This window comes from Arthrobacter sp. PTI12, assembly GCF_056679915.1.
On record NZ_CM155256.1, the window covers coordinates 1,869,287 to 1,889,983 of the forward strand.

Consider the following 20,697-nt stretch of genomic DNA (forward strand, 5'->3'; position numbering starts at 1 on the left):
GATGAATACGCTGTTCGCCAGAGTTGAAACGAGGGTGGAGTGCACTGTCCGTTCTGCCGCAGTTCCGACTCGCGTGTCGTTGACAGCCGTCTCACCGATGATGGATCAGCGATCCGCCGTCGGCGCCAGTGTCCCGAATGCGGCAAGCGATTCACTACCGTGGAAACCACCAGCCTGTCGGTCATCAAACGGTCCGGCGTTGCCGAGCCCTTCAGCCGCAGCAAGGTCATCAGCGGCGTGCGCAAGGCCTGCCAGGGGCGGCCTGTCACTGAGGATGACCTCGCACTGTTGGCGCAGGACGTCGAGGAGGCTGTTCGTGCAAGCGGCGTCGCTGAAATCGACGCCCACGAGGTTGGGCTGGCTATTCTTGGGCCGCTCCAGAAGCTGGACCAGGTAGCCTACCTTCGCTTCGCCAGCGTGTACCAGGGCTTCGACTCCCTCGAGGACTTCGAGAAGGCTATCGAGAAGCTCCGCCTCGAAGCGGAGAATGCGGCGGCCCGGGTCTCATCGGGTAAGCAGCGGCCGCTCACCGCCACATAATCTCCGGTGGTGGCTGCGGAGGGGAAGCCGCCGCCACCACCGGCACCACCCGCTATTTCGCTTCGACCGGCTGGCTCTTGAAGTGAAGCGCCGCTTGAAGCGCTGCTCCCACAATGCCGGCGTGATTCCGGAGCTCGGCAGGAATGATGGGCGTTCGCAGGGAAAGATTGGGAAGGAAGTCCTTGCTTCGCTTCGAAATGCCGCCGCCCACAATGAAGAGTTCAGGCGAGAACAGGAATTCGACGTGGGAGAAGTAGCGCTGCAGCTTGACGGAGTACTCATCCCAACTCAGTCCCAGTCGTTCGCGGGCTACGGCTGAAGCCTGGGTCTCGGCGTCGTGCCCGTCTATTTCAAGGTGGCCAAGCTCTGCGTTCGGAACCAGCTTGCCGTCGAAGATGAAAGCGGAACCAATCCCGGTACCGAGTGTGATGACAAGGACCGTACCGTCGACGCCCTTGCCCGCGCCGTACTGAACCTCTGCGAGGCCGGCGGCGTCAGCATCATTGATAACGTGCACGTCGCGTCCGAGGACCTTGGTAAACAGTGCGTCCACATCGGTGTCGATCCAGCTCTCATCGACATTCGCCGCCGAGCGCGCCACACCGTGCTGGATGATGGCCGGGAAGGTCACCCCGATCGGCAGGCCTGCAGGCGGCGCTCCCTCCCGGACGGACAGTTCAGCAACAATGTCGGCGACGACGACGGCGACAGCCTCCGGTGTAGCCGGCTGGGGAGTCTCCACCCGGAACCGATCACCGACGATGGCCCCGGCGGTGAGGTCAACAATGCCGCCCTTGATGCCGGTGCCACCGATGTCGATTCCGATGACCGTGGCAGGCAGGTTCCTGCCGCCCTTCGTCTTGCCGCTGTTCTTGCCCATGTTTCTCCAGTAATTCTCTCGGGTGTGTTTGGTCCGCGCCTTGCCGGTAATGCGCGGAGGTGGTGCTTGGTCTTGCTAGGGAAGCGTCAGGACTTCGGCGCCGGTCTCAGTCACCACGAGCGTGTGCTCGAACTGCGCGGTGCGCTGACGATCCCGGGTGACCACAGTCCAGTCATCAGGCCACATATCCCACTCAATGGTTCCAAGCGTGAGCATCGGTTCGATCGTAAATACCATCCCGGGCTCGATGACGCGGTTGTAGGCCGGCGCGGCATCATAATGCGGGATGATCAGCCCGGTGTGAAAAGCCTCTCCGACTCCGTGACCCGTGAAGTCCCGCACAACACCGTAGCCGAATCTCTTCGCGTAGGACTCAATGGCACGGCCGATGACGTTAATTTCCCGTCCCGGGGCAACCACCTTGATAGCCCGGTTCAGAGCCTCCCGGGTGCGCTCCACCAGCAGGCGGGAATCCTCGTCGACGTCGCCGACGAGGAAGGTGTAGTTGGTATCCCCGTGCACACCGTCGATGTAGGCGGTGATGTCGATGTTGATGATGTCTCCGTCGCGGAGCTCGGTGGAGTCAGGTATGCCGTGACAGATGACCTCGTTGAGCGACGAGCACAAAGATTTCGGGAATCCGCGGTAACCGAGGGTGGAAGGGTACGCCTTGTGCTCGATCAGGAACCGGTGCCCAACGGCGTCGAGCTCGTCAGTGGTGACGCCGGGGGTAATGTGCCGGCCGACTTCCTGGATGGCTTGCGCGGCTATCTTTCCTGCCCGGCGGATTTTCTCGATGGTGTCAGCCGACTTGACCTCGGATCCCTCGAACCGGGCAGGTCCGGGGCGGCCGACATACTCCGGACGCTCAATTGACCGCGGCACCTTACGGGGAGGACTGATAGTCCCCCCGATGAGCGTGCCGACGGGTGCGGAGGAGGAATGCTGGGACATACTCTTGATCCTATCGGTGTGGAACCACCGAAGCCGAAAGTGAAAGCAAGACCAAGGAGGCCGCGATGGTGCAGTACTGGTACAACGTTCGGACCCACGAGGTTGAAGAAGATGCCCAGTCCGACTGGAGCCAACTCATTGGTCCCTATCCCACGCGAGCAGAAGCGGAACGCGCGCCGGAAAAGGTTCAGGAGCGCAACCGTGCGTGGGACGCACAGGACGAGGAGTAGCTTCTGCGGAAGCTGCTAGAAGCTGTGCTCGGGACCGGGGAAGCTTCCGTCACGGACCTGATCGCCGTAGGTGCGAGCGGCATCGGAAAGCACGGATCTAACATCTGCGAACTGTTTGACGAACTTGGCCTGCTTGCCCGAGCGCAGGCCCGCCATGTCCTGCCACACCAGTACCTGGCCGGTGGTCGCCGAGCCTGCACCGATGCCAATGGTGGGCACGCTGACAGCGCGGTCCACCTCAGCCGCTACATCCGCCGGCACCATCTCCATGAGAATGCAGAAGGCGCCGGCCTCCGCGAGTGCTACGGCGTCATCAATTACCTGCCGTCCGGCCTCACCCCTGCCCTGGACCCGGTAGCCGCCCAGGGAGTGCTCGCTTTGCGGTGTGAAGCCGACGTGTGCCATGACGGGAATGCCTGCGCGCACAATAGCGCGGACTGTTTCCGCATAGTGCGCTCCGCCCTCCATTTTCACCGCATGAACCAGTCCCTCCTTCATCAGACGGACGGAGGATTCCACGCCCTGGGCAGGCGAGACCTCATAGCTGCCGAAAGGTAGGTCCGCAACCACTAGAGAGCGGCTCGCTCCCCGTGTGACGGCGCGGGAGAAAAGGATCATTTCGTCGAGCGTGATCGGCAGTGTGGTGGCGTGCCCGAGCACATTATTCGCAGCGGAATCTCCAATAAGCAACACCTCTATGCCTGCAGCATCGAAGATTTCTGCTGCGTACTGGTCGTACGCGGTCAGCATGGCGAATCGTCGGCCGCTGTCTTTCGCCGCCTGGAGATGGTGTGTCCGGATCCGCGGGACCGGCTGGGACGGTGCACCACCGGCCTGTGATCCGGTTCCATAGGGGGCTGGAGTTTCCGCGAAATTCATGACCACGAGCCTACTTCACGGGTAACGCCGTCGTAACACAAGCCGGACATACTGTACGGGTGCGGCTCTCCGCACGCCGGTGCCCGCGCTGACGGTCCATTGTCAGTAAAGTGAGCAGCGGACCGGGGAGTAGGCACCTGGTTGTACGGGAGGTCGGAAAGACAACGGGATGAGTGGGAAAGAGGTTGGAATGGATCGGCAGCAGGAGTTCGTCCTACGCACCATCGAGGAACGCGACGTCCGTTTTGTCCGGCTGTGGTTCACCGACGTCGTCGGCTCGTTGAAGTCGGTTGCCCTTGCTCCCGCGGAAGTCGAGGGTGCTTTCGAGGAAGGCCTCGGCTTCGACGGTTCCTCGATTGAGGGCCTCGCCCGGGTTTTCGAGTCCGACATGCTTGCCCAGCCGGATCCCTCGACGTTTCAGATCCTGCCCTGGCGCGGTGAAAAAGAGCAGACATCCAGGATGTTCTGCGACATCCTGACCCCGGATGGCCAGCCGTCATCAGCTGACCCGCGCGGCGTGCTGAAACGGACCCTCGCTAAAGCGGCGGACATGGGATTCACTTGCTACACCCACCCGGAAATCGAGTTCTACCTTCTCAAGTCTGACGAGCTCGGCGCAGACGGTCAGCCTGTTCCGGTGGACCAGGCGGGTTACTTCGATCACGTACCGGGCGGCGTGGCGCAGGATTTCCGGCGGACCGCGGTTGCGATGCTCGAATCTGTCGGAATCTCGGTCGAGTTCAGCCACCACGAGGCCGGTCCGGGGCAAAATGAGATCGACCTGCGTTACGCCGATGCGCTGCAGACTGCCGACAACATCATGACATTCCGCACAGTCATCAAAGAGGTAGCGCTGACGCAGGACAGCTACGCCACCTTCATGCCCAAGCCTTTTTCCGATCACCCGGGCTCCGGGATGCATACGCACTTTTCGCTCTTCGAGGGGGACACCAACGCGTTTTTCGAAGCCGGCGCCGAGTTCCAGTTGTCCAAAACGGCACGCCAGTTCATCGCAGGCATCCTTCGCCACGCACCGGAATTCACGGCAGTCACCAATCAGTTCGTCAACTCCTATAAGCGTCTCTGGGGCGGCGGCGAAGCACCAAGCTACCTTTCCTGGGGTCACAACAACCGTTCCGCGCTGGTGCGCGTTCCGCTGTACAAGCCGAACAAGGGGCAATCCGCCCGCATTGAATACCGCGGTATAGATTCCGCAACAAACCCATACCTCGCGTACTCCGTGCTGCTGGGTGCCGGTCTGAAGGGAATCGAGGAGGCCTACGAACTGCCGCCGGGAGCAGAGGATGACGTCTGGAGCCTGACAGCCGCGGAGCGGCGCGCCATGGGTCACGATCCGTTGCCGGCGAGCCTTCACGACGCCGTGCGGGCCATGGAGGATTCGGAACTTGTGGCTGAGATCCTCGGCGAGCAGGTCTACGAGAATTTCCTCCGCAACAAGCGTGCGGAGTGGCATGACTATCGAATCCAGGTAACCCCCTACGAGCTCAGGCGCAACCTCGGCATCCTCTAGGCATAAAGGAAGTTGTCCATGAGCCTGAACAGGGAACTGATCAGCAGGGGTTTCACGGACCTCGACAAGAGCACCCGGTTTCTGGCTGCGGCAGAACTTGCGGATATACCGGAGGACCGGCTCTTCAACGGGCTCACTGTCGCGGCTAATCCGGACCTGGCACTTCAGTCCCTCGTTCGCCTTCTCGCGGTCCAACCCGAACTGGCCGACCTCGTGCGGCTTGGGGGCTCCGGCGCTGAGTCCCTCTTTCGGTTGCTCGGGGCCTCTGAAGCGCTCGCTGAATTCCTCATGCGCCATCCGGAGCACTCCGATGTGGTCCGGGTTGGGACAAGTGCAGAGCCCGGGCGGGTGGACGCGGCGGTGCTGCGGCAATCGCTTTTGCGGTCTGTCGGTGCTGACGCGGGAGATGCCAATCCCGTCGCGGCGGTATCCGGCGAGGACGCATACCGCGCCCTGCGCACGGTCTATCGCCGGCACCTTACCGAGCTGGCCATACGGGACCTCGGTGCGGCATCACCCACCGATTTTCTCCCCACGGTCGGCCAGGAGCTGTCCGACCTTGCCGCAGCGGCACTCGAGGCAGCCCTGGCGATCTCGCGCGCGGAACTGGCGACAACCTTCCCGACTGCACAGGTGGCGGCCGTCAAGTTATCGGTGATCGGAATGGGTAAATGCGGAGCCGGAGAGCTGAACTACATCTCGGATGTCGATGTCATCTACGTCATCGACGCTGAGGGCCTTGAGGAAGAAACCGCCGTGCGCGTCGGGACCGCATTGGCCGCCGGCATTTCTCGGGCGGTGACGTCGGCCGGACGGGAACCGGGACTGTGGGAGGTGGATGCAAATCTTCGCCCTGAGGGAAAGGACGGCCCGCTTGTCCGCACCCTGGACTCCCACCTGACCTACTATGCGCGCTGGGCCCGGACCTGGGAGTTCCAGGCGTTGCTCAAGGCACGTCCAATCGCGGGGGATCCGGCATTGGGCGAGCGTTATGCCCAAGCGGTGTCCGACCTCGTCTGGACCTCATCGGAACGCGATGGATTTGTTGAATCCGTTCAGGCGATGCGCCGGCGGGTCACCGACAACATCCCCTCCCACGAGGTCAACCGGCAGCTGAAGCTCGGGGCAGGAGGACTGCGCGATGTTGAGTTCACGGTGCAGTTGCTCCAGCTGGTCCACGGGAAAGTTGACGAAACGCTCAGGACCCGCGCCACCACGACGGCCATCGCCGCACTGAGCTCAGCCGGCTATATCGGCCGGCGGGATGCCCAGCAATTCGACCAGGCCTACCGCTTCCTGCGCGTCCTCGAGCACCGCATCCAACTGGTTCAGATGCGCCGCACCCATCTCATGCCCGACGACGAAGCGAGCCTGAAGGCGCTCGCCAAGTCATCAGCCAGCTCTCTGCTGGAGACCCGGCCCACCGCAGCTGCGCTGACCGAAGAATGGCAGCAGACCAAACGCCTGGTACGACGCCTGCATGAGGCCATCTTCTACCGGCCGCTGCTCAACGCGGCGGCGAATCTCAGCGCTGACGAGGTCCGGTTGACTCCGGAGGCAGCCAGCGCTCGTCTTGCTGCCCTCGGTTATCTGGATCCACGCGGGGCCCTGCGACATATTGAAGCACTAACAACGGGAATCAGCCGAAGATCGGCATTGCAGCGGCAACTGTTGCCCGTCCTGCTCGACTGGCTCGCTGACGGTGTGGATCCGGATGCAGGGCTGTTGGGTTTCCGACGCCTGAGCGAAGCACTGGGGGAGACGCACTGGTACCTCGGAATGCTTCGGGACTCCAAGGCAGCGGCGGAGCGGTTGTGCCACATCCTGTCCTCCAGCAGATTCATCACCGATCTGCTGGAGGTCTCTCCTGAATCAACGAAATGGCTCGGCTCGGACAAGGAGCTGAGGCCCGTTGCGTTCGAAACACAATGGCAGGAGATCCAATCGAAGATGTCCCGCCACCCCGCACCAAAGGAGGCGATGCGCCTCATCCGATTGATCCGCCGTCGTGAAATTCTGCGGATCGCCATCGCGGACAGTTCAGGGTTGCTCAAGCAGGAGGACGTCGGGCCTGCACTTGCCGATGCGGACCGGGCCGCCGTTCTTGGCGCTCTCAACGTAGCGGAGGCGGAGGTGTATGCCGGGGAGCAGGCGCTGACCGACGTCGTCGTTATTGCCATGGGTCGCCAGGGCGGACGGGAGATCACTTATGGCTCCGACGCCGACGTCATGTATGTCCACCGGCCGCGGGATGGAGCTGATCCAGCTGCTGCGCAGAAGCAGGCCGAGCAGATCGTCGGCAGGCTGCGGCAGTTCCTACAGCAGCCCTGCTCGCCTCCGATCATGGCGGAGCGTGTTTTGGAGATCGATGCAGACCTGCGCCCGGAGGGTAAGCAGGGCCCGATCGTTCGTTCCCTCGAATCGTTCCGCGAGTACTACCGGCGATGGTCCCTGGTCTGGGAATCTCAGGCGCTGCTGCGGGCCTCGCCGATGGCGGGAAACGACAGGCTGGCATCGGATTTCCTGCAGCTGATAGATCCTCTTCGCTACGAACGGGACGTGACAGAGGGTGACCTGCGGGAGATACGCCGCCTCAAAGCGCGGATGGAATCGGAACGGCTGCCGCGCGGTGCCGATCCATCACGCCAGGTCAAGCTGGGCAGGGGCGGCCTCAGCGATGTTGAGTGGCTCATTCAGCTCTTGCAACTGCAGCACGCGCACGGCTCGCCGTCCCTGAGGACAACCTCGACGCTCGAGGCGATGGACGCGGTCGAGGAGCAGGGGCTTCTGCCTGCCGGCGACGTCGACACTCTCCGATCAAGCTGGCGGCTCGCCTCACGTGTGAGGGCTGCAAACACGGTGTGGGGCGGCAGGCAATCGGACCTGCTGCCCTCCTCCCGCCGAGACCTTGAAGCCGTTGCGCGCTGGTGTGGTTACGGTCCGGGGCAGGGGACGGAGCTTGAGGAGGACTACCTGCGCTTGACCAGGCGGAGCCGTGCAATTTTCGAGCGCTCGTTTTACGGGTATGGCGATTGACGGCGAGTGACCTTGGACAGCAGCAGTGAGACAGCAGCAGGGCCGCACCGGAGTGCGGCCCTGCTGCTGATTGAGGTGCGTGGTGCCTAAACGCCGTAGTACAGCTCAAACTCGTAGGGGTTCGGGCGTGCAGCGAGCGGAGTGATTTCCACCTCTCGCTTGTACGCAATCCAGGTGTCGATCAGGTCCTGGGTGAACACACCACCGGCCTGCAGGAACTCATTGTCGGCTTCCAAAGCCAGCAACGCTTCCTCAAGGGAACCGGGAGCCTTCTGGATATCCTTGGCCTCTTCAGCGGGGAGCTCGTAGAGGTCCTTGTCGATCGGGTCGGCCGGTTCAATGCGGTTTTTGATTCCGTCCAGGCCGGCCATCAACTGCGCGGCGAAGGCGAGGTACGGGTTGGATGAAGGGTCCGGAGCGCGGAACTCGATGCGCTTGGCCTTCGGGTTGGAACCGGTGATCGGGATGCGGATACCTGCGGAGCGGTTGCCCTGCGAGTAGACCATATTGACGGGGGCTTCGAAGCCCTTCACCAGGCGGCGGTATGAGTTCACGGTGGGGTTGGTGAACGCGAGCACGGCCGAGGCATGCTTCAGTACGCCGCCGATGTACCAGCGCGCAAGATCCGACAGGCCGGCATAACCGCGCTCGTCGTAGAACAGCGGCTCGCCGTTGCTCCACAGTGACTGGTGGCAGTGCATGCCGGAACCGTTGTCACCGAAGATCGGCTTGGGCATGAATGTTGCCGACTTTCCCCAGGCATTGGCAACGTTCTTGACGATGTACTTGAACTTTTGCAGGTCATCGGCAGCATGGACCATTGTGGTGAACTTGTAGTTGATCTCCGCCTGCCCCGCACCTCCCACCTCGTGGTGCGAACGCTCAACCTCAAGACCCACTGCATCCAGCTCAACGCAGATTGCGTCACGGAGGTCCGCCTGCTTGTCCACCGGGGCAACAGGGAAATAGCCGCCCTTGAACGGGGTCTTGTTGCCGAGGTTGCCGCCAACCTCCTCACGACCGCTGTTCCAAGGGGCTTCAATGGAGTCAACCTTGTAGAAGCTCCCTTGCGGGCTGGATTCATACTGGATGTTCTCGAAGATGTAGAACTCTGCCTCCGAAGCGAAAAACGCGGTGTCCGCGATGCCTGTAGAGGACAGGTATGCTTCGGCGCGCTCTGCGACACCGCGCGGATCACGATGGTACGGATCACCCGTGCGGGGGTTGACGATGGAGAAATTCAGTGCCAGCGTCTTCTCGATCCGGAAAGGATCGATGAATGCGGTAGTGACGTCCGGAATCAGCTGCATGTCGGATTCGGCGATGCCCTGAAACCCTCGGATCGAGGATCCGTCGAAGAGCTGACCGTGAACGAAGAAGTCGGCGTCAACCGATTTCGCCGGGACATTGAAGTGCTGCTGCACGCCGGGGAGGTCGGTGAATCGGACGTCGACGAACTTCACATCTTCGTCGACGATGTACTTGAGGACTTCGTCCGCATTCTTGAACATCGGATTATGCTCCTTACGCATATTCGGGAAGAGCGACCGGGGCCGGTAGCGCGGGGGAGACGCCACAAGGGTTGACCTGCTGCGGTCGCAACAGCCTCCACACTATGAATGCGCAGTTACCCACTGGTGTCGCAAATGTTTCCGGCATGTAACTTAAGCCGGCAGCTACGCATACGTGCTCTTGTTCCACCCTATCGGTAGCGCCCCCGCGCTACGAGTAGGACTGTATCGGGGGGACTGCATCCAGTTGGACAGAGCAGGTCCACAGAGCCGGAATGCCCGAGTGATGCAGGATAGAGTGGAGCGGTGGTTGACCGCAGAGACATCAGTTCGTGGCTTGAAGGACCGCCGTCGCGGGGTGACGGCCACTGGCCGGGTCAGCGCCTGGGCCGGCCACGGAACGGCGCAGGTTCAATCGCCCGTCCTGGGCGCCGGCTAGGCGCTCTCGCTATCGACTGGGCGCTGTGCAGCCTGATCTCGGCGGCATTTTTTGGATACGACGGTACTGCAACGCTCGGCATCTTCGCACTCGAACAGATGCTGCTCGTCGGGTCACTGGGATATAGCGTGGGACACCGCGTCTTCGGCATGCAGGTGCAACGGCTGGAGGGCACGCCCGCAGGGCTGGGAGCAGCGATTGTGCGTACCCTGCTCATCTGCCTGGTGATTCCGGCAGTTGTCTTCGATGAGGATCAGCGCGGCTTGCATGACAGAGCCGTTCGAACCGCCTTGGTGCGGATCTAGCGGCCCCGCATCGCCTTGCGATCCGGGCGGGCCTTGAACGGGTCCACTCCCTTGGGAATCGGCATCCGGGTACCCAGCGCGCTCAGCCGCTTGTCAACGGCAGAGACTTCCTGACGCGTGAGGTTCTTCTTCATCTTCTGCAGTTTCTTCGAGATGCGCTGAAGCGGAACCTGCCCCTCTCCGTTGCCGGCATGGACAACCTGAACCGGCACACCGGGCACAATCCTGTTCATTTTGACCCGTTCTGCGTTGACCAGCGGTTTGACGCGATTCACTGGCCCCTCCGCCACGAGGACGATGCCGGGCCGCCCGATCGCACGGAAAACGGCGTCCTGGGTACGAGCGTTCACTGCGACCGGCTCATCCTTCAGGATCCAGCCCCGGCGCAGGACACTGAGGGCCGCTCCTGATGCGCCGGGTTTCCCCTCGATCTGCGAGAACGCAGCGCGTTCAGCCCGTCTCGACAGGATGAAGAGTGCTGCGAGGAATGCCAGTGGGATGGCAATGATAAGCATGGTCACGACGTTGCGGATCAGGAAACCGATGAGCAGCCCGACGGCAACAACCGCCAGGAACGCCAGCACCATAATCCAGATAACGTTTGGATCGTTGCGCCGCGTCATCGCGAAGACCTCGCCGATACGCTTCAGCGTTCCCGGCTTTTTGGCCGGCTTGGCGGCCTTCGGCTTCCGTGAGAAGAGGCGGCGCCGCGAGCCCGATCCGTCTGGGTCCGAGGTGGCGTTTGAGCTGTTGTCAGTACTGTTGGCCATAGTGCATTAAGTCTACGGGATACCTAACGCATCGGACGTCCGCGCGCAGCGCGAACGTCCGAGCGAAGGTTTGCGCCTCGTGACGCTACGTCAGCCGGGAATGAGACTCGAAGCTTCCTGCAGAGTGCTTCCCGAATCCTCAATGTGAGCAAGCTCAGGAGGTAATTCGAGGCCCTTCTTTCGCATCGCCCGTGCCCAGAGACGGCCGGCGCGGTAGGAAGACCGCACAAGCGGACCGCTCATGACGCCGAGGAAGCCGATCTCGTCAGCCTCCTGCTGAAGTTCCACAAACTCCTGCGGCTTGACCCAGCGATCCACCGGAAGGTGCCGCTCACTGGGACGCAGGTACTGGGTGATTGTAATCAGGTCGCAACCTGCGGAATGAAGGTCGCGCAGTGCTTCCGAGATTTCCGCGCGGGTTTCACCCATCCCGAGGATCAGGTTCGACTTTGTCACCATGCCGTGGTCCCTGCCCTGCGTGATGACGTCCATCGACCGTTCATAGCGGAAGGCTGGACGGATGCGCTTGAAGATGCGCGGGACCGTCTCCACGTTGTGGGCGAAAACCTCCGGACGGGCGTCGCAAATTCCGGCGATGTGTTCCGGTTTGCCGGAGAAGTCAGGAATCAGGATCTCGACGCCGGTTCCCGGGTTGAGCGAGTGGATCTGACGAATAGTTTCCGCATAGAGCCACACCCCCTCATCTTCGAGGTCATCGCGTGCCACCCCCGTAACGGTGGCGTAGCGCAGGTTCATGGTCTGTACCGACTGCGCGACCTTGAAGGGCTCGCTGCGGTCCAGCGGTGCAGGCCGGCCTGTGTCGATCTGACAGAAATCGCACCGCCGGGTGCATTCTGAACCGCCGATCAGGAATGTTGCCTCCCGGTCCTCCCAACACTCGAAAATGTTGGGGCAACCTGCTTCCTCGCAGACGGTGTGCAGGCCTTCCTTCTTCACGAGGTTCTTCATTCCCACGAACTCGGGACCGATGTTGACCTTGGCCTTGATCCAGTCCGGCTTGCGCTCGACCGGGACTGCGGCGTTCCGTGCTTCGACGCGCAGCAGGCGCCTTCCCTCGGGGGCCAGACTCACAGTAAGACTCCTTCCGGCCGGTCGTTGCCGACGGCCTGTGCTGTCTCGGCTAGCTGGCGATTGCCTTCGGGACCGAGCACCAGCGACGCCTCATTGTTGCGCAGTTCTTCTTCAATGCGCGAAACGATGTCGACCGGTGATACGGAGCGACCGATCTCCTTGGAGATGCTCGTGACACCGGCGTCAGTAATACCGCAGGGCACAATCTGCGCAAAGGGCGCGAGATCGTTGCTGCAATTGATCGCGAATCCGTGCATGGTTACCCGCCGGTTGATGCGGATGCCGATAGCAGCAATCTTCCGCGCCGGTCGTTGGGAATCACCTGATAACCAGACTCCGGATCTGCCTTCGATTCGAATTCCGGTGATCCCATAGTCGCTGAGGACCGCGATGATGACATCCTCGAGAATTCCGACATAGTCGGCAACGCGGGTGGGCTCAGGAAGGGCGAGGATGGGGTAGCCCACCAATTGACCCGGGCCATGCCAGGTAAGTTTGCCTCCCCGGTCAACCGGTACAACGGGGGTCCCATCGAACGGCTTTTCGTCTTCCTCGGTCCGTTTTCCTGCGGTGTAGACCGGCGAATGTTCGAGGAGGAGAACAGTGCTGGGCGACGTACCGGCGATCACTGATTCATGCAGCGTCTTTTGTCGGTCCCATCCGTCCCGGTAGTCGACGAAGTGGGGATCGAATCCGATTCGGGAGAACTCCAGCGTCATTCCTCAAGCGTAGACCCGGGTGGGCGGCGATCCCACATTCGTGAATGTGGACGGGGTGTGGATAACTTCTGCGCCGGGAGCGCGAGTAGCCAAGACTTGTCACCATGGACAACTTTCGACGCCAGACGGCCGCAGCACGGGAAGCGACATCTACCGATCGTCCAGAGGCACAGCAGCCTCCCAGGCTCAGTGGGTATCGCACAGGAAGGCTACTGGGCGTCGGCAGTAGCGCTCATGTCTGGCTGGTCGAGGATCAACGCACGGGTATTTTCAGCGCTCTCAAAGTGTTCCCCACAACTACACCTCTTTCACGAGCAGAGCTTGAAGGCAGGGATGGGTCCCTAACTCCACTTGATCGGGAGCTCGCTGTTCTGGGCGCGCTGAAGCACCCTCATCTCCTGGGAATCCGCGACGTCGTCAGTACAGACCGTGGTCCGGGACTCCTGATGGACTATGCCGGCGGAGGATCACTCCTCAATTTGGTGACGGCCCGCGGTCGGTTGAGCGTCGGTGAATGCATCACTGTCCTTGGGCCGATAGCACAGGCACTGGCATACCTGCACTCCTCCGCCATTCAGCATGGCGATGTATCGCCGGGCAACGTGCTGTTCACGGCCGATGGAAAGCCGCTACTTGCTGATCTCGGCGTCGGACGCATGCTGGGGGAAGCGGCAGATCATGCTCGCGGCACGGCGGGCTTCGCCGAGGCGGGCCTGCTGCCAAGCCTCTCCGCCGGTTTTGCTTCCGACGTGTTCTCAGCTGCCGCAGTCGGGTGGTACTCACTGACCGGCAACCCACCCGACCGGGCCAGGGATCGGGCGCCGCTGAGCCTGCTCGTGCCTGGCGTGCCGGGCGAATTGCTCCATATCCTTGAAGCCGCACTGCACGACGACCACGGCGAACGCCCGAGCGCCAATGAGTTGGCGGATGCCGTGCTGCGAGCGGCGCCAGCACAGCCGCTGGACCTCGTCGCAGCCGTGCACCCTTCTGTGTTGCCCCAACTGCTCACCAGGCGCGCCACTGCCGATTCCACGAAGGGGACCCGGCGCCGGCTGCCCGAAGCCCTCGCGCGGATATACGCGACGAAGATCCCGACGACGCTCCGGAAGCAGACGAAGTCCGCACACCCATCAACCCGCACGGAGCGGTCGCGTCGCGCGGACGGTTCTCGCGGGAAGCTGAACCGACAACCTTCCAGGGCCCGGCGCCGGAGCGCGCGTAACTCGGAAGGAACGGGGATGGGTTCTGTCATCAGGGGCGCCGCCTCACTGCTGGTGCTGTGTGGAGTTCTGCTGCTCGGTTCGCAACTTCTGGACACCTTGGGCAGCAGTGTTCCTCATTCAGAACGTGGGTCTGCTGAATTCAAGGACACGCTGGATGCGCCCTCGGGTGTTCCGGCAAAGCCTGCAGCGGGAGGCGCTCCGGCGGACTCCAGAAGCGGGAATGCCCCAGCGAAGGACACGGCACTCACTGACGAGATGACGCAGCGTCTGGCGGACGAAAACCCGGTAACAGCTCTGTCCGCCCTCGTTGCCGTGAGAGCTATGTTCCTCGCAACAGGGGAAGCGGGCCTCCTGCCGGTTGTGAACGTCAAGGATTCGGACGCTATGGCCGCCGACCGGCAGATCATGGCCGGGTTGCAGGAACGTGGCCACGTCTTCAATGGGTTGAGTATCCGTCTGGAGAAGGCCGCGCCGGCGGAGTCATTCCCCGTTCCGGAGGGCGCCACAGCGGTCACCGCGACGGCCGTCATGTCCGGCTACACCGAAATGGACGCTTCAGGTGCTGCCGTGCGCGAGGTCGCGGAATCGACGCTGCAGGACCTCGTTTTCGTCCTGGTTAGAGAGGAAGGAGTATGGAGAATCGCCAGTGTCCACAATAGCGACGCCGTCTGAGCGGGCGGTACGGGAGTGGTTATGATCGGATGATGGCTTCCTCTCACTACCTACGCTATCCGCATCTGTCCGGAGATCTCCTCACTTTCGCAGCGGAGAACGATGTCTGGGTTGTCCCGGTCTCGGGCGGGCGCGCGTGGAGAATATCGTCGCTCCAACAGCCGGTACGGAACCCGCGATTCTCCCCCGATGGCTCCACCATCGCTTGGACAGTGGTACAGGGCGCCGCACCGGAGGTAGTTGCTGCTGATGCAAACGGGGGGAACTTCCGTCGGCTTACCTACTGGGGGCATCAGAGCACCAGAGTGAAGGGCTTCACTGCAGACGGTCAGGTCATCGCGACGAGCGCTTTCCGGCACGAGGATCCCCGGCATACCTGGGCGTACACGCTTCCCGTGGATGGCTCCCCGGGTAACGTCGTGCCTTATGGACCGCTTGACGCCATTGTTCATGGGGAAGCTGTCGGGGACGAGCGCCCCGTTGTCATCAGCAGCGTCATGACTCGTGAACAGGCCTGGTGGAAGCGGTATCGGGGAGGTACCGCGGGCAAGCTCTGGATTGATCCGGATGGTTCCGGTGATTTTCGGCGCTTCCTGCCTGAACTCAACGGCAACCTGGCCGATCCGATGTGGGTCGGTGGCCGTCTTGCCTTCCTTTCGGACCACGAGGGGTACGGGAACCTCTACTCTGTGACGGCAAGTGGTCAGGATCTGAGGCGCCACACAGATAACGAGGCCTTTTATGTCCGTCATGCGAGCACGGACGGGAGCCGCGTAGTCTACGAATCCACAGGGAAACTTTGGCTGCTCGAAGCCCTTGATGCGGAAGCGCGGCCACTCGATATCCAGCTTGGCTCAGCCTCCACCGGCAGGCGCCCACAGCCGCTCAACGTAGCGCGGCATCTCGCGGCCGCTGTTCCCGTCAAAGACGGCCGCGCCAGCGTAGTTGAATCTCACGGGACCCTGCATCTTCTGAGCCACCGGGATGGGCCCTCCCGCGTTGTGGATGCAACTGCGGGTGTGCGGGCACGGCTCGGTCGTCCGGTTGGCGAAGACCGGGTTGCCTACATTGCCGACCATGAGGGTGAGGAAGCGCTGTACATCCGCAGCGCGTTCAACGTCGATGTCCCTGTCACCACCGGTTCAACCCGCCCGGAAACTTTGGCAGCGGATGATGGTTTGCCCGCGCCGGTGCCGGCAGCGAAGCCGCACAGCACGAGCGAAGATCAGGAGTCGGGCGAAGCTGAGCCTGTTGAGCGTGGGGCGCCGGACGCCGCCGTCTTTGCCCAGGACCAGGCGGGCAGCACAGTTGTTTCCTGCATCCGGTTTGGAGACCGTTTCAGGGCAAGCAACCTCGCAGTGAGTCCCGACGCGAAAATCATCGCGGTTGCAGGTGAAATGGGCGAGATACTGATTCACGAGATTGGTACTGAAGGATTCTTCACCCTGTCCACCACCGCCCACGGCGCAATCGACGACGTGACGTTTTCACCCGACTCAGCCTGGCTTGCCTGGGCGGAGCCCGTCACGGGTGAAGGGGCGCGCACGCGCGTCCGGCTGAGCCGCGTACTTCAGAATACCGAGATCCTGAACGTCACCGATGGCCGCTTTCGGGACCATGCTCCGTCATTCACCCCGGACTGCAAATTCATTGCCTTCCTGTCCGACCGTAGTTTCGACCCGGTGTATGACACTCATCGTTTCGATCTCAGCTTCCCGGCCTCGACGAAACCGTTCCTGGTGGCTCTCGCGGCTGACACAGCGTCACCGTTCGGGCCTGCTGTGTACGATCGGCCGGCGCCGGCCGAGGAAAAAAAATCTCCCTCGCTAGTTGTCGAGGTTGATGCGGACCGCCTTGCCGAACGCATCATTCCCGTGCCGGTGACGCAGGGATCCTATGAGGGTATGCGGGCAGTGGAGAACGCGCTGCTCTGGACGGCAGCTGACACGATGGGGATCACCGGCGACGGCCGCGCCACCACGGATGCCAAAGAGCCGGCGAGGCGGCTCGAGCGCTTCGATATGGCCAAGCGTGAGACCTCCACACTCGTTCAGGAGGTGGACTCCTTCGAAGTCAGCGGCGACGGCAATCGTGCGGTAATAGTCCACGCGGGAGCCGTTACAGCGGTGCCCACCTCCGGTCCTGCGGAACCGGACTCTGCTGAGCGGGTAACGGTGGATCTCAACCGGATCCGTGTACTGCTTGATCCTCCCAGCGTTTGGCGGCAGGCGTTTGAGGATGCGTGGCGTCTGCAACGCGACTTTTTCTGGGCCGAAGACATGGGCGGCCTGGATTGGGAGGGCGTGCGCGAGCGTTACCGACCGCTGCTGGACAGTATCGGCTCGCACGATGATCTGGTCGACATCCTGTGGGAGCTGCACGGCGAACTCGGGACGTCCCACGCCTACGTCACTCCGGCCCTACCCAGCGAGGCGGGCGCGGGCGCCCAGGGTTTCCTCGGAGCCGAGCTCAGTCGAGCCGAGCGTGGTTGGAGGGTAGACCGTATCTTCGTCGGCGAGTCCTCCGACCCGCAGGCAGCTGCGCCGTTGGCAGCGCCAGGAGTGGCTGTGGAGCCTGGAGACATCATTCAGGCGGTGGACGGCGTGCCCGTGCCTCCGGAATTTGGTCCGGCCGTACTCCTCACAGGGGCAGGGGGGCGGCCCGTCGAACTCACCGTGGCACGGTACAACGATGACGGCGGCCAACCCGCCGTTCGCCGGGTCGCGGTTGTACCGTTGCGCAGTGAGGAACGGCTCCGCTACCAGAACTGGGTCAGCGCGAACCGTACGATCGTCCACGAAGCTTCGGATAGCCGGTTCGGCTACCTGCACGTTCCGGACATGGTGGCCAGGGGATGGGCGCAACTGCATAGGGACCTCGACCGCGAGACTGCCCGCGACGGTCTCATCATCGACGTGCGCCGCAATCGGGGCGGTCACACTTCACAGCTGGTAGCCGAACTCATCGGCCGTAAAGTGACGGCCTGGTCACTCCCGCGAGGTGAGCAGCCGGGTACCTATCCGGCACATGCACCGAGGGGTCCGGTCGTTGTCCTCACTGATGAGTTCGCAGGTTCCGACGGCGACATCATCACCCAGGTGGCGAAGCTTCGGGGGATCGGGCCGGTCATCGGCACCCGGACGTGGGGCGGTGTCGTCGGCATCGACGGTCGGTTCAGCCTCGCCGACGGAACCGGAGTCACACAGCCGCGCTACGCGTTCTGGATGACCGGAGGCATTGAGTGGGGCGTGGAAAACTACGGCGTGGACCCCGACATTGAGGTGCAGTTTCCGCCGCACGCGTACGCCGCACAGGAAGATCCTCAGTTAGAGCACGCCGTCGGAATTCTGCGCGAGATGCTTGAAGAACTGCCCACGGACGTACCGCCGGCACGCAGGAATCATCCGCAGCTTGCACCGCTGCCCCTGCCGCCGCGCAGCTGATCTGTCGCTGGTAGCACTGTGCCCCGGTCACCGTAGTTGGTGACGGGGGCACAGTGCTACCGGATGAAAGCAGGTATCAGGACTCCAGAGTTGCATCCAGCGAGATGTCCTTGACGCCGGCGAGTGCCTGGGAGACAGGGCACCCCGTCTTCGCTTCGTTGGCAAGGCGCTGGAAATCCTCCTCGTTCAGATCCGGCACCGATGCCTTTAGGGTGAGCCGGATGGCGGTGATGCCAACGCCTGGCTGGAAATCCACCTCGGCCTTGGTCTCGACGCGGTCCGGAGTCTTTCCTTCTCCGCCAAGAGCATGGCTGAAGGCCATGGAGAAGCATGCCGAGTGTGCTGCGGCGATGAGTTCTTCGGGGCTGGTCTTTCCTTCAGCCTCCTCTGCCCGCGCCTTCCAGGTGACGTCGTAGGTCCCAAGTCCGGAGGTGTCCAGAGAAACCTGTCCTGATCCGCTGGGCAGGTCTCCACTCCAGACGGTATGTGCTGAGCGTACTGTAGCCATCAGTTCTCCTCTTCAATGATTGAATCACGTGCACCGGACGGGCGCCCGGGTGTCTTGCGCATCAGGTGATGCGGAAGCGTTCTGCTGGTGCATCCTCAAAGGCAGAAGGCAGCGCACCCGGTCGTCGGAGCGCTGCCTTCTGCATCTGCGTGAACTACAGGCCGAGGTCGGCCTCGAAAGCGCCTTCCTCGAGGCGGGACTTCAAAGCCTGAAGGAACCTGCCTGCGTCCGCGCCATCCACCAGCCGGTGATCGTACGTGAGGGACAGGTACATCATGGAGCGGATCGCGATGGTGTCATCGCCATCTGCATCGGTGACCACTACGGGACGCTTCACGATTGCCCCGGTTCCCAGAATGCCGACCTGGGGCTGGTTGATGATCGGAGTGTCGAACAGGGCGCCGACCGAGCCGATGTTGGTGATCGTGAAGGTACCGCCCGAGAGTTCGTCCGGTCCGATCTTGCCGCTGCGCGTACGCGCACCGACATCGGCGATCTTCTTGGCAAGGCCCGCCAAATTAAGGTTGCCGGCATCGTTGATTACCGGAACCAGCAGGCCCTTTTCGGTGTCCACCGCGATAGCGAGGTGCTCGGCGTCGTGGTAGGTGACTTCCTTGGCTTCCTCGTCGAAGGACGCGTTCAGTTTGGCGTGCTGCTTCAAGGCCTCTGTCACTGCCTTGGCAATGAACGGCAGGAAGGTCAGCTTCGCGCTGTTCTGCGCCTGGAAAGTTTCTTTCGCCTTCGCACGGAGACGCGCAACGCGGGTCATATCAACTTCGATGACCTGCGTAAGCTGCGCTGAAACCTCCAGCGACTCCCGCATGCGTCGCGCAATCGTCTGGCGGATGCGCGGGGCCTTCTCCACGGTCCCGCGCAGCTTCGAAGCTGCAGGCGCGGCCGCGGGTGCGGGTGCAGGAGCGGAAGGAGTAGCACTCGGAGCGTCCTGCTGTGAAGCCTTCGAGGATTCGGCTGCCTCAAGCACGTCCTGCTTCCGGATGCGTCCACCCACGCCGGTACCCTTGATGGAGCTCAGGTCCACGCCATGCTGGTTGGCGAGTTTGCGGACCAGGGGAGTGACGTATACGGAATCTGAGCCTGTTGCTTCGTCGCTCGGTGACTTTGCGGGAGCCGGCGCTTCCTTTGCCTCAGTGGGCTCAGTGCTCCTGGACGGTTCCGGCTGTGGTTCGGGCTCCGGCCGGGCTGCCTCCGGTTCTGCAGTAGGCTCTTCGCGCTCAGCCGACGGCGCCGCAGCGACGGGTTCGGCGCTCTTCGGCTCCGCCTGTGCAGGAGCGGCGCCGGCAGATCCAATGACAGCCAGTACGGAGCCAACTTCTGCGGTCTCATCTTCGTTGACCCGGATCTCCTGCAGGGTGCCGGCGACGGGGGAAGGGATTTCCGTATCTACCTTGTCGGTGGACACCTCGAGAAGCGGCTCGTCCACCTCCACGTCATCGCCTACTGCTTTGAGCCAACGCGTTACTGTACCCTCCGTCACACTTTCCCCGAGGGCGGGCAGAGTGACTTCGGTTCCCTGACCGCCGCCCGCGGCTTCCGTGGAGCCCTCGGCTTCCGTGGACTCCTGCGTGGGAGGGGTTTCTGCTTCTTCTTCGCTCTGTTCGACAGGCTGGTCCCCACCAGCATTTTCAGCTGCATCGCCCGAAGATGACTCCACACCTGAATCCCCACTGTCGGAACTGTCCGAGCCGCCTGAGCCGTCTCCGATCCTTACCAGCGGAGCGCCAACCTCGGCGGTCTCGTCTTCGGCGACGAGGATCTCCTCGATAACTCCGGCGATGGGGGAGGGGATCTCTGTATCGACCTTGTCCGTTGATACCTCGAGCAACGGCTCATCGACTTCGACGCGGTCGCCGACCTGCTTGAGCCAACGGGTGACGGTACCCTCGGTAACGCTTTCGCCGAGGGCCGGTAAGTTCACGGATTCAGACATGGTGTCCGGTTCTCCTT

Annotated in this window: 16 protein-coding genes; 7 read left to right on the forward strand and 9 right to left on the reverse strand. The window is 62.5% G+C overall.

Annotated elements, in window-relative coordinates:
- Positions 1–39 precede the first annotated feature (39 nt).
- A complete protein-coding gene (gene nrdR / locus AC1MBU_RS09050; RefSeq protein WP_277357811.1) occupies positions 40–540 on the forward strand; it encodes a transcriptional regulator NrdR in 501 nt (166 codons plus the stop codon).
- Between the two features lie 52 nt (positions 541–592).
- On the opposite strand, the gene ppgK is transcribed toward nrdR, so the two are convergent.
- Positions 593–1,420, reverse strand: a complete 828-nt coding sequence (ppgK, locus tag AC1MBU_RS09055; protein WP_346028366.1) for a polyphosphate--glucose phosphotransferase — start codon at positions 1,418–1,420, stop codon at positions 593–595.
- Between the two features lie 75 nt (positions 1,421–1,495).
- Positions 1,496–2,374 (reverse strand): type I methionyl aminopeptidase, encoded by an 879-nt coding sequence (gene map / locus AC1MBU_RS09060; protein ID WP_277357809.1) that lies wholly within the window; start codon positions 2,372–2,374, stop codon positions 1,496–1,498.
- A gap of 65 nt (positions 2,375–2,439) precedes the next feature.
- Between map and AC1MBU_RS09065 the strand changes: the two genes are divergently transcribed.
- Positions 2,440–2,604 (forward strand): SPOR domain-containing protein, encoded by a 165-nt coding sequence (locus tag AC1MBU_RS09065; protein ID WP_157359053.1) that lies wholly within the window; start codon positions 2,440–2,442, stop codon positions 2,602–2,604.
- A 15-nt stretch (positions 2,605–2,619) separates the two neighbouring features.
- Here the strand turns inward: AC1MBU_RS09065 and panB are convergent, their stop codons facing one another.
- Positions 2,620–3,483 carry a 3-methyl-2-oxobutanoate hydroxymethyltransferase gene (panB, locus tag AC1MBU_RS09070; RefSeq protein ID WP_346028365.1) on the reverse strand — a complete coding sequence of 288 codons (864 nt, stop codon included), beginning with the start codon at positions 3,481–3,483 and terminating at the stop codon, positions 2,620–2,622.
- 190 nt (positions 3,484–3,673) lie between these two features.
- On the opposite strand from panB, the gene glnA (AC1MBU_RS09075) reads away from it, so the two are divergent.
- Positions 3,674–5,014: a type I glutamate--ammonia ligase gene (gene glnA / locus AC1MBU_RS09075; RefSeq protein WP_479787024.1), complete on the forward strand. Its 1,341-nt coding sequence runs from the start codon at positions 3,674–3,676 to the stop codon at positions 5,012–5,014.
- A gap of 18 nt (positions 5,015–5,032) precedes the next feature.
- Positions 5,033–8,050: a bifunctional [glutamine synthetase] adenylyltransferase/[glutamine synthetase]-adenylyl-L-tyrosine phosphorylase gene (locus AC1MBU_RS09080; protein ID WP_479787025.1), complete on the forward strand. Its 3,018-nt coding sequence runs from the start codon at positions 5,033–5,035 to the stop codon at positions 8,048–8,050.
- Between the two features lie 86 nt (positions 8,051–8,136).
- Here AC1MBU_RS09080 and glnA (AC1MBU_RS09085) read toward each other — a convergent pair whose 3' ends face one another.
- Positions 8,137–9,561, reverse strand: coding sequence for a type I glutamate--ammonia ligase (gene glnA, locus AC1MBU_RS09085; RefSeq protein WP_277357806.1), 1,425 nt, complete (start codon positions 9,559–9,561; stop codon positions 8,137–8,139).
- A 306-nt stretch (positions 9,562–9,867) separates the two neighbouring features.
- Here glnA (AC1MBU_RS09085) and AC1MBU_RS09090 point away from each other — a divergent pair, with 306 nt between their 5' ends.
- Positions 9,868–10,305: an RDD family protein gene (locus tag AC1MBU_RS09090; RefSeq protein ID WP_277357805.1), complete on the forward strand. Its 438-nt coding sequence runs from the start codon at positions 9,868–9,870 to the stop codon at positions 10,303–10,305.
- On the opposite strand, the gene AC1MBU_RS09095 is transcribed toward AC1MBU_RS09090, so the two are convergent.
- The 3 genes from AC1MBU_RS09095 to lipB all read right to left on the reverse strand — a co-directional run bounded on the left by AC1MBU_RS09095 (position 10,302) and on the right by lipB (position 12,886).
- The gene (locus AC1MBU_RS09095; RefSeq protein ID WP_277357804.1) at positions 10,302–11,075 is read right to left on the reverse strand and encodes a DUF4191 domain-containing protein; all 774 of its coding nucleotides are present in this window, start codon (positions 11,073–11,075) and stop codon (positions 10,302–10,304) included. The two genes, AC1MBU_RS09090 and AC1MBU_RS09095, sit on opposite strands and share 4 nt — an antisense overlap.
- 90 nt (positions 11,076–11,165) lie before the next feature.
- Entirely contained in the window at positions 11,166–12,167 is a 1,002-nt protein-coding gene (gene lipA / locus AC1MBU_RS09100) for a lipoyl synthase (RefSeq protein WP_056547190.1), read from the reverse strand.
- Positions 12,164–12,886, reverse strand: a complete 723-nt coding sequence (gene lipB, locus AC1MBU_RS09105) for a lipoyl(octanoyl) transferase LipB (RefSeq protein WP_277357803.1) — start codon at positions 12,884–12,886, stop codon at positions 12,164–12,166. The genes lipA and lipB overlap by 4 nt, the downstream gene beginning before the upstream one ends.
- 104 nt (positions 12,887–12,990) lie before the next feature.
- Here lipB and AC1MBU_RS09110 point away from each other — a divergent pair, with 104 nt between their 5' ends.
- The gene (locus AC1MBU_RS09110; RefSeq protein ID WP_479787026.1) at positions 12,991–14,781 is read left to right on the forward strand and encodes a serine/threonine protein kinase; all 1,791 of its coding nucleotides are present in this window, start codon (positions 12,991–12,993) and stop codon (positions 14,779–14,781) included.
- 32 nt (positions 14,782–14,813) lie between these two features.
- Positions 14,814–18,224: a S41 family peptidase gene (locus tag AC1MBU_RS09115; protein ID WP_479787027.1), complete on the forward strand. Its 3,411-nt coding sequence runs from the start codon at positions 14,814–14,816 to the stop codon at positions 18,222–18,224.
- Between the two features lie 76 nt (positions 18,225–18,300).
- Here the strand turns inward: AC1MBU_RS09115 and AC1MBU_RS09120 are convergent, their stop codons facing one another.
- Positions 18,301–18,732, reverse strand: a complete 432-nt coding sequence (locus tag AC1MBU_RS09120) for an OsmC family protein (RefSeq protein ID WP_056547199.1) — start codon at positions 18,730–18,732, stop codon at positions 18,301–18,303.
- 154 nt (positions 18,733–18,886) lie between these two features.
- A complete protein-coding gene (gene sucB / locus AC1MBU_RS09125) occupies positions 18,887–20,680 on the reverse strand; it encodes a 2-oxoglutarate dehydrogenase, E2 component, dihydrolipoamide succinyltransferase (protein WP_479787028.1) in 1,794 nt (597 codons plus the stop codon).
- Between the last annotated feature and the right edge of the window lie 17 nt (positions 20,681–20,697).

Coding starts and splice junctions, on each gene's coding strand:
- glnA (WP_277357806.1), bottom strand. CDS start 9,561: ATGTTCAAGAATGCGGACGAAGTCCTCAAGTACATCGTCGACGAAGAT.
- sucB (WP_479787028.1), bottom strand. CDS start 20,680: ATGTCTGAATCCGTGAACTTACCGGCCCTCGGCGAAAGCGTTACCGAG.
- glnA (WP_479787024.1), top strand. CDS start 3,674: ATGGATCGGCAGCAGGAGTTCGTCCTACGCACCATCGAGGAACGCGAC.
- lipB (WP_277357803.1), bottom strand. CDS start 12,886: ATGACGCTGGAGTTCTCCCGAATCGGATTCGATCCCCACTTCGTCGAC.
- panB (WP_346028365.1), bottom strand. CDS start 3,483: ATGAATTTCGCGGAAACTCCAGCCCCCTATGGAACCGGATCACAGGCC.
- map (WP_277357809.1), bottom strand. CDS start 2,374: ATGTCCCAGCATTCCTCCTCCGCACCCGTCGGCACGCTCATCGGGGGG.
- AC1MBU_RS09065 (WP_157359053.1), top strand. CDS start 2,440: ATGGTGCAGTACTGGTACAACGTTCGGACCCACGAGGTTGAAGAAGAT.
- ppgK (WP_346028366.1), bottom strand. CDS start 1,420: ATGGGCAAGAACAGCGGCAAGACGAAGGGCGGCAGGAACCTGCCTGCC.
- AC1MBU_RS09110 (WP_479787026.1), top strand. CDS start 12,991: ATGGACAACTTTCGACGCCAGACGGCCGCAGCACGGGAAGCGACATCT.
- AC1MBU_RS09120 (WP_056547199.1), bottom strand. CDS start 18,732: ATGGCTACAGTACGCTCAGCACATACCGTCTGGAGTGGAGACCTGCCC.
- AC1MBU_RS09080 (WP_479787025.1), top strand. CDS start 5,033: ATGAGCCTGAACAGGGAACTGATCAGCAGGGGTTTCACGGACCTCGAC.
- AC1MBU_RS09115 (WP_479787027.1), top strand. CDS start 14,814: ATGGCTTCCTCTCACTACCTACGCTATCCGCATCTGTCCGGAGATCTC.
- AC1MBU_RS09095 (WP_277357804.1), bottom strand. CDS start 11,075: ATGGCCAACAGTACTGACAACAGCTCAAACGCCACCTCGGACCCAGAC.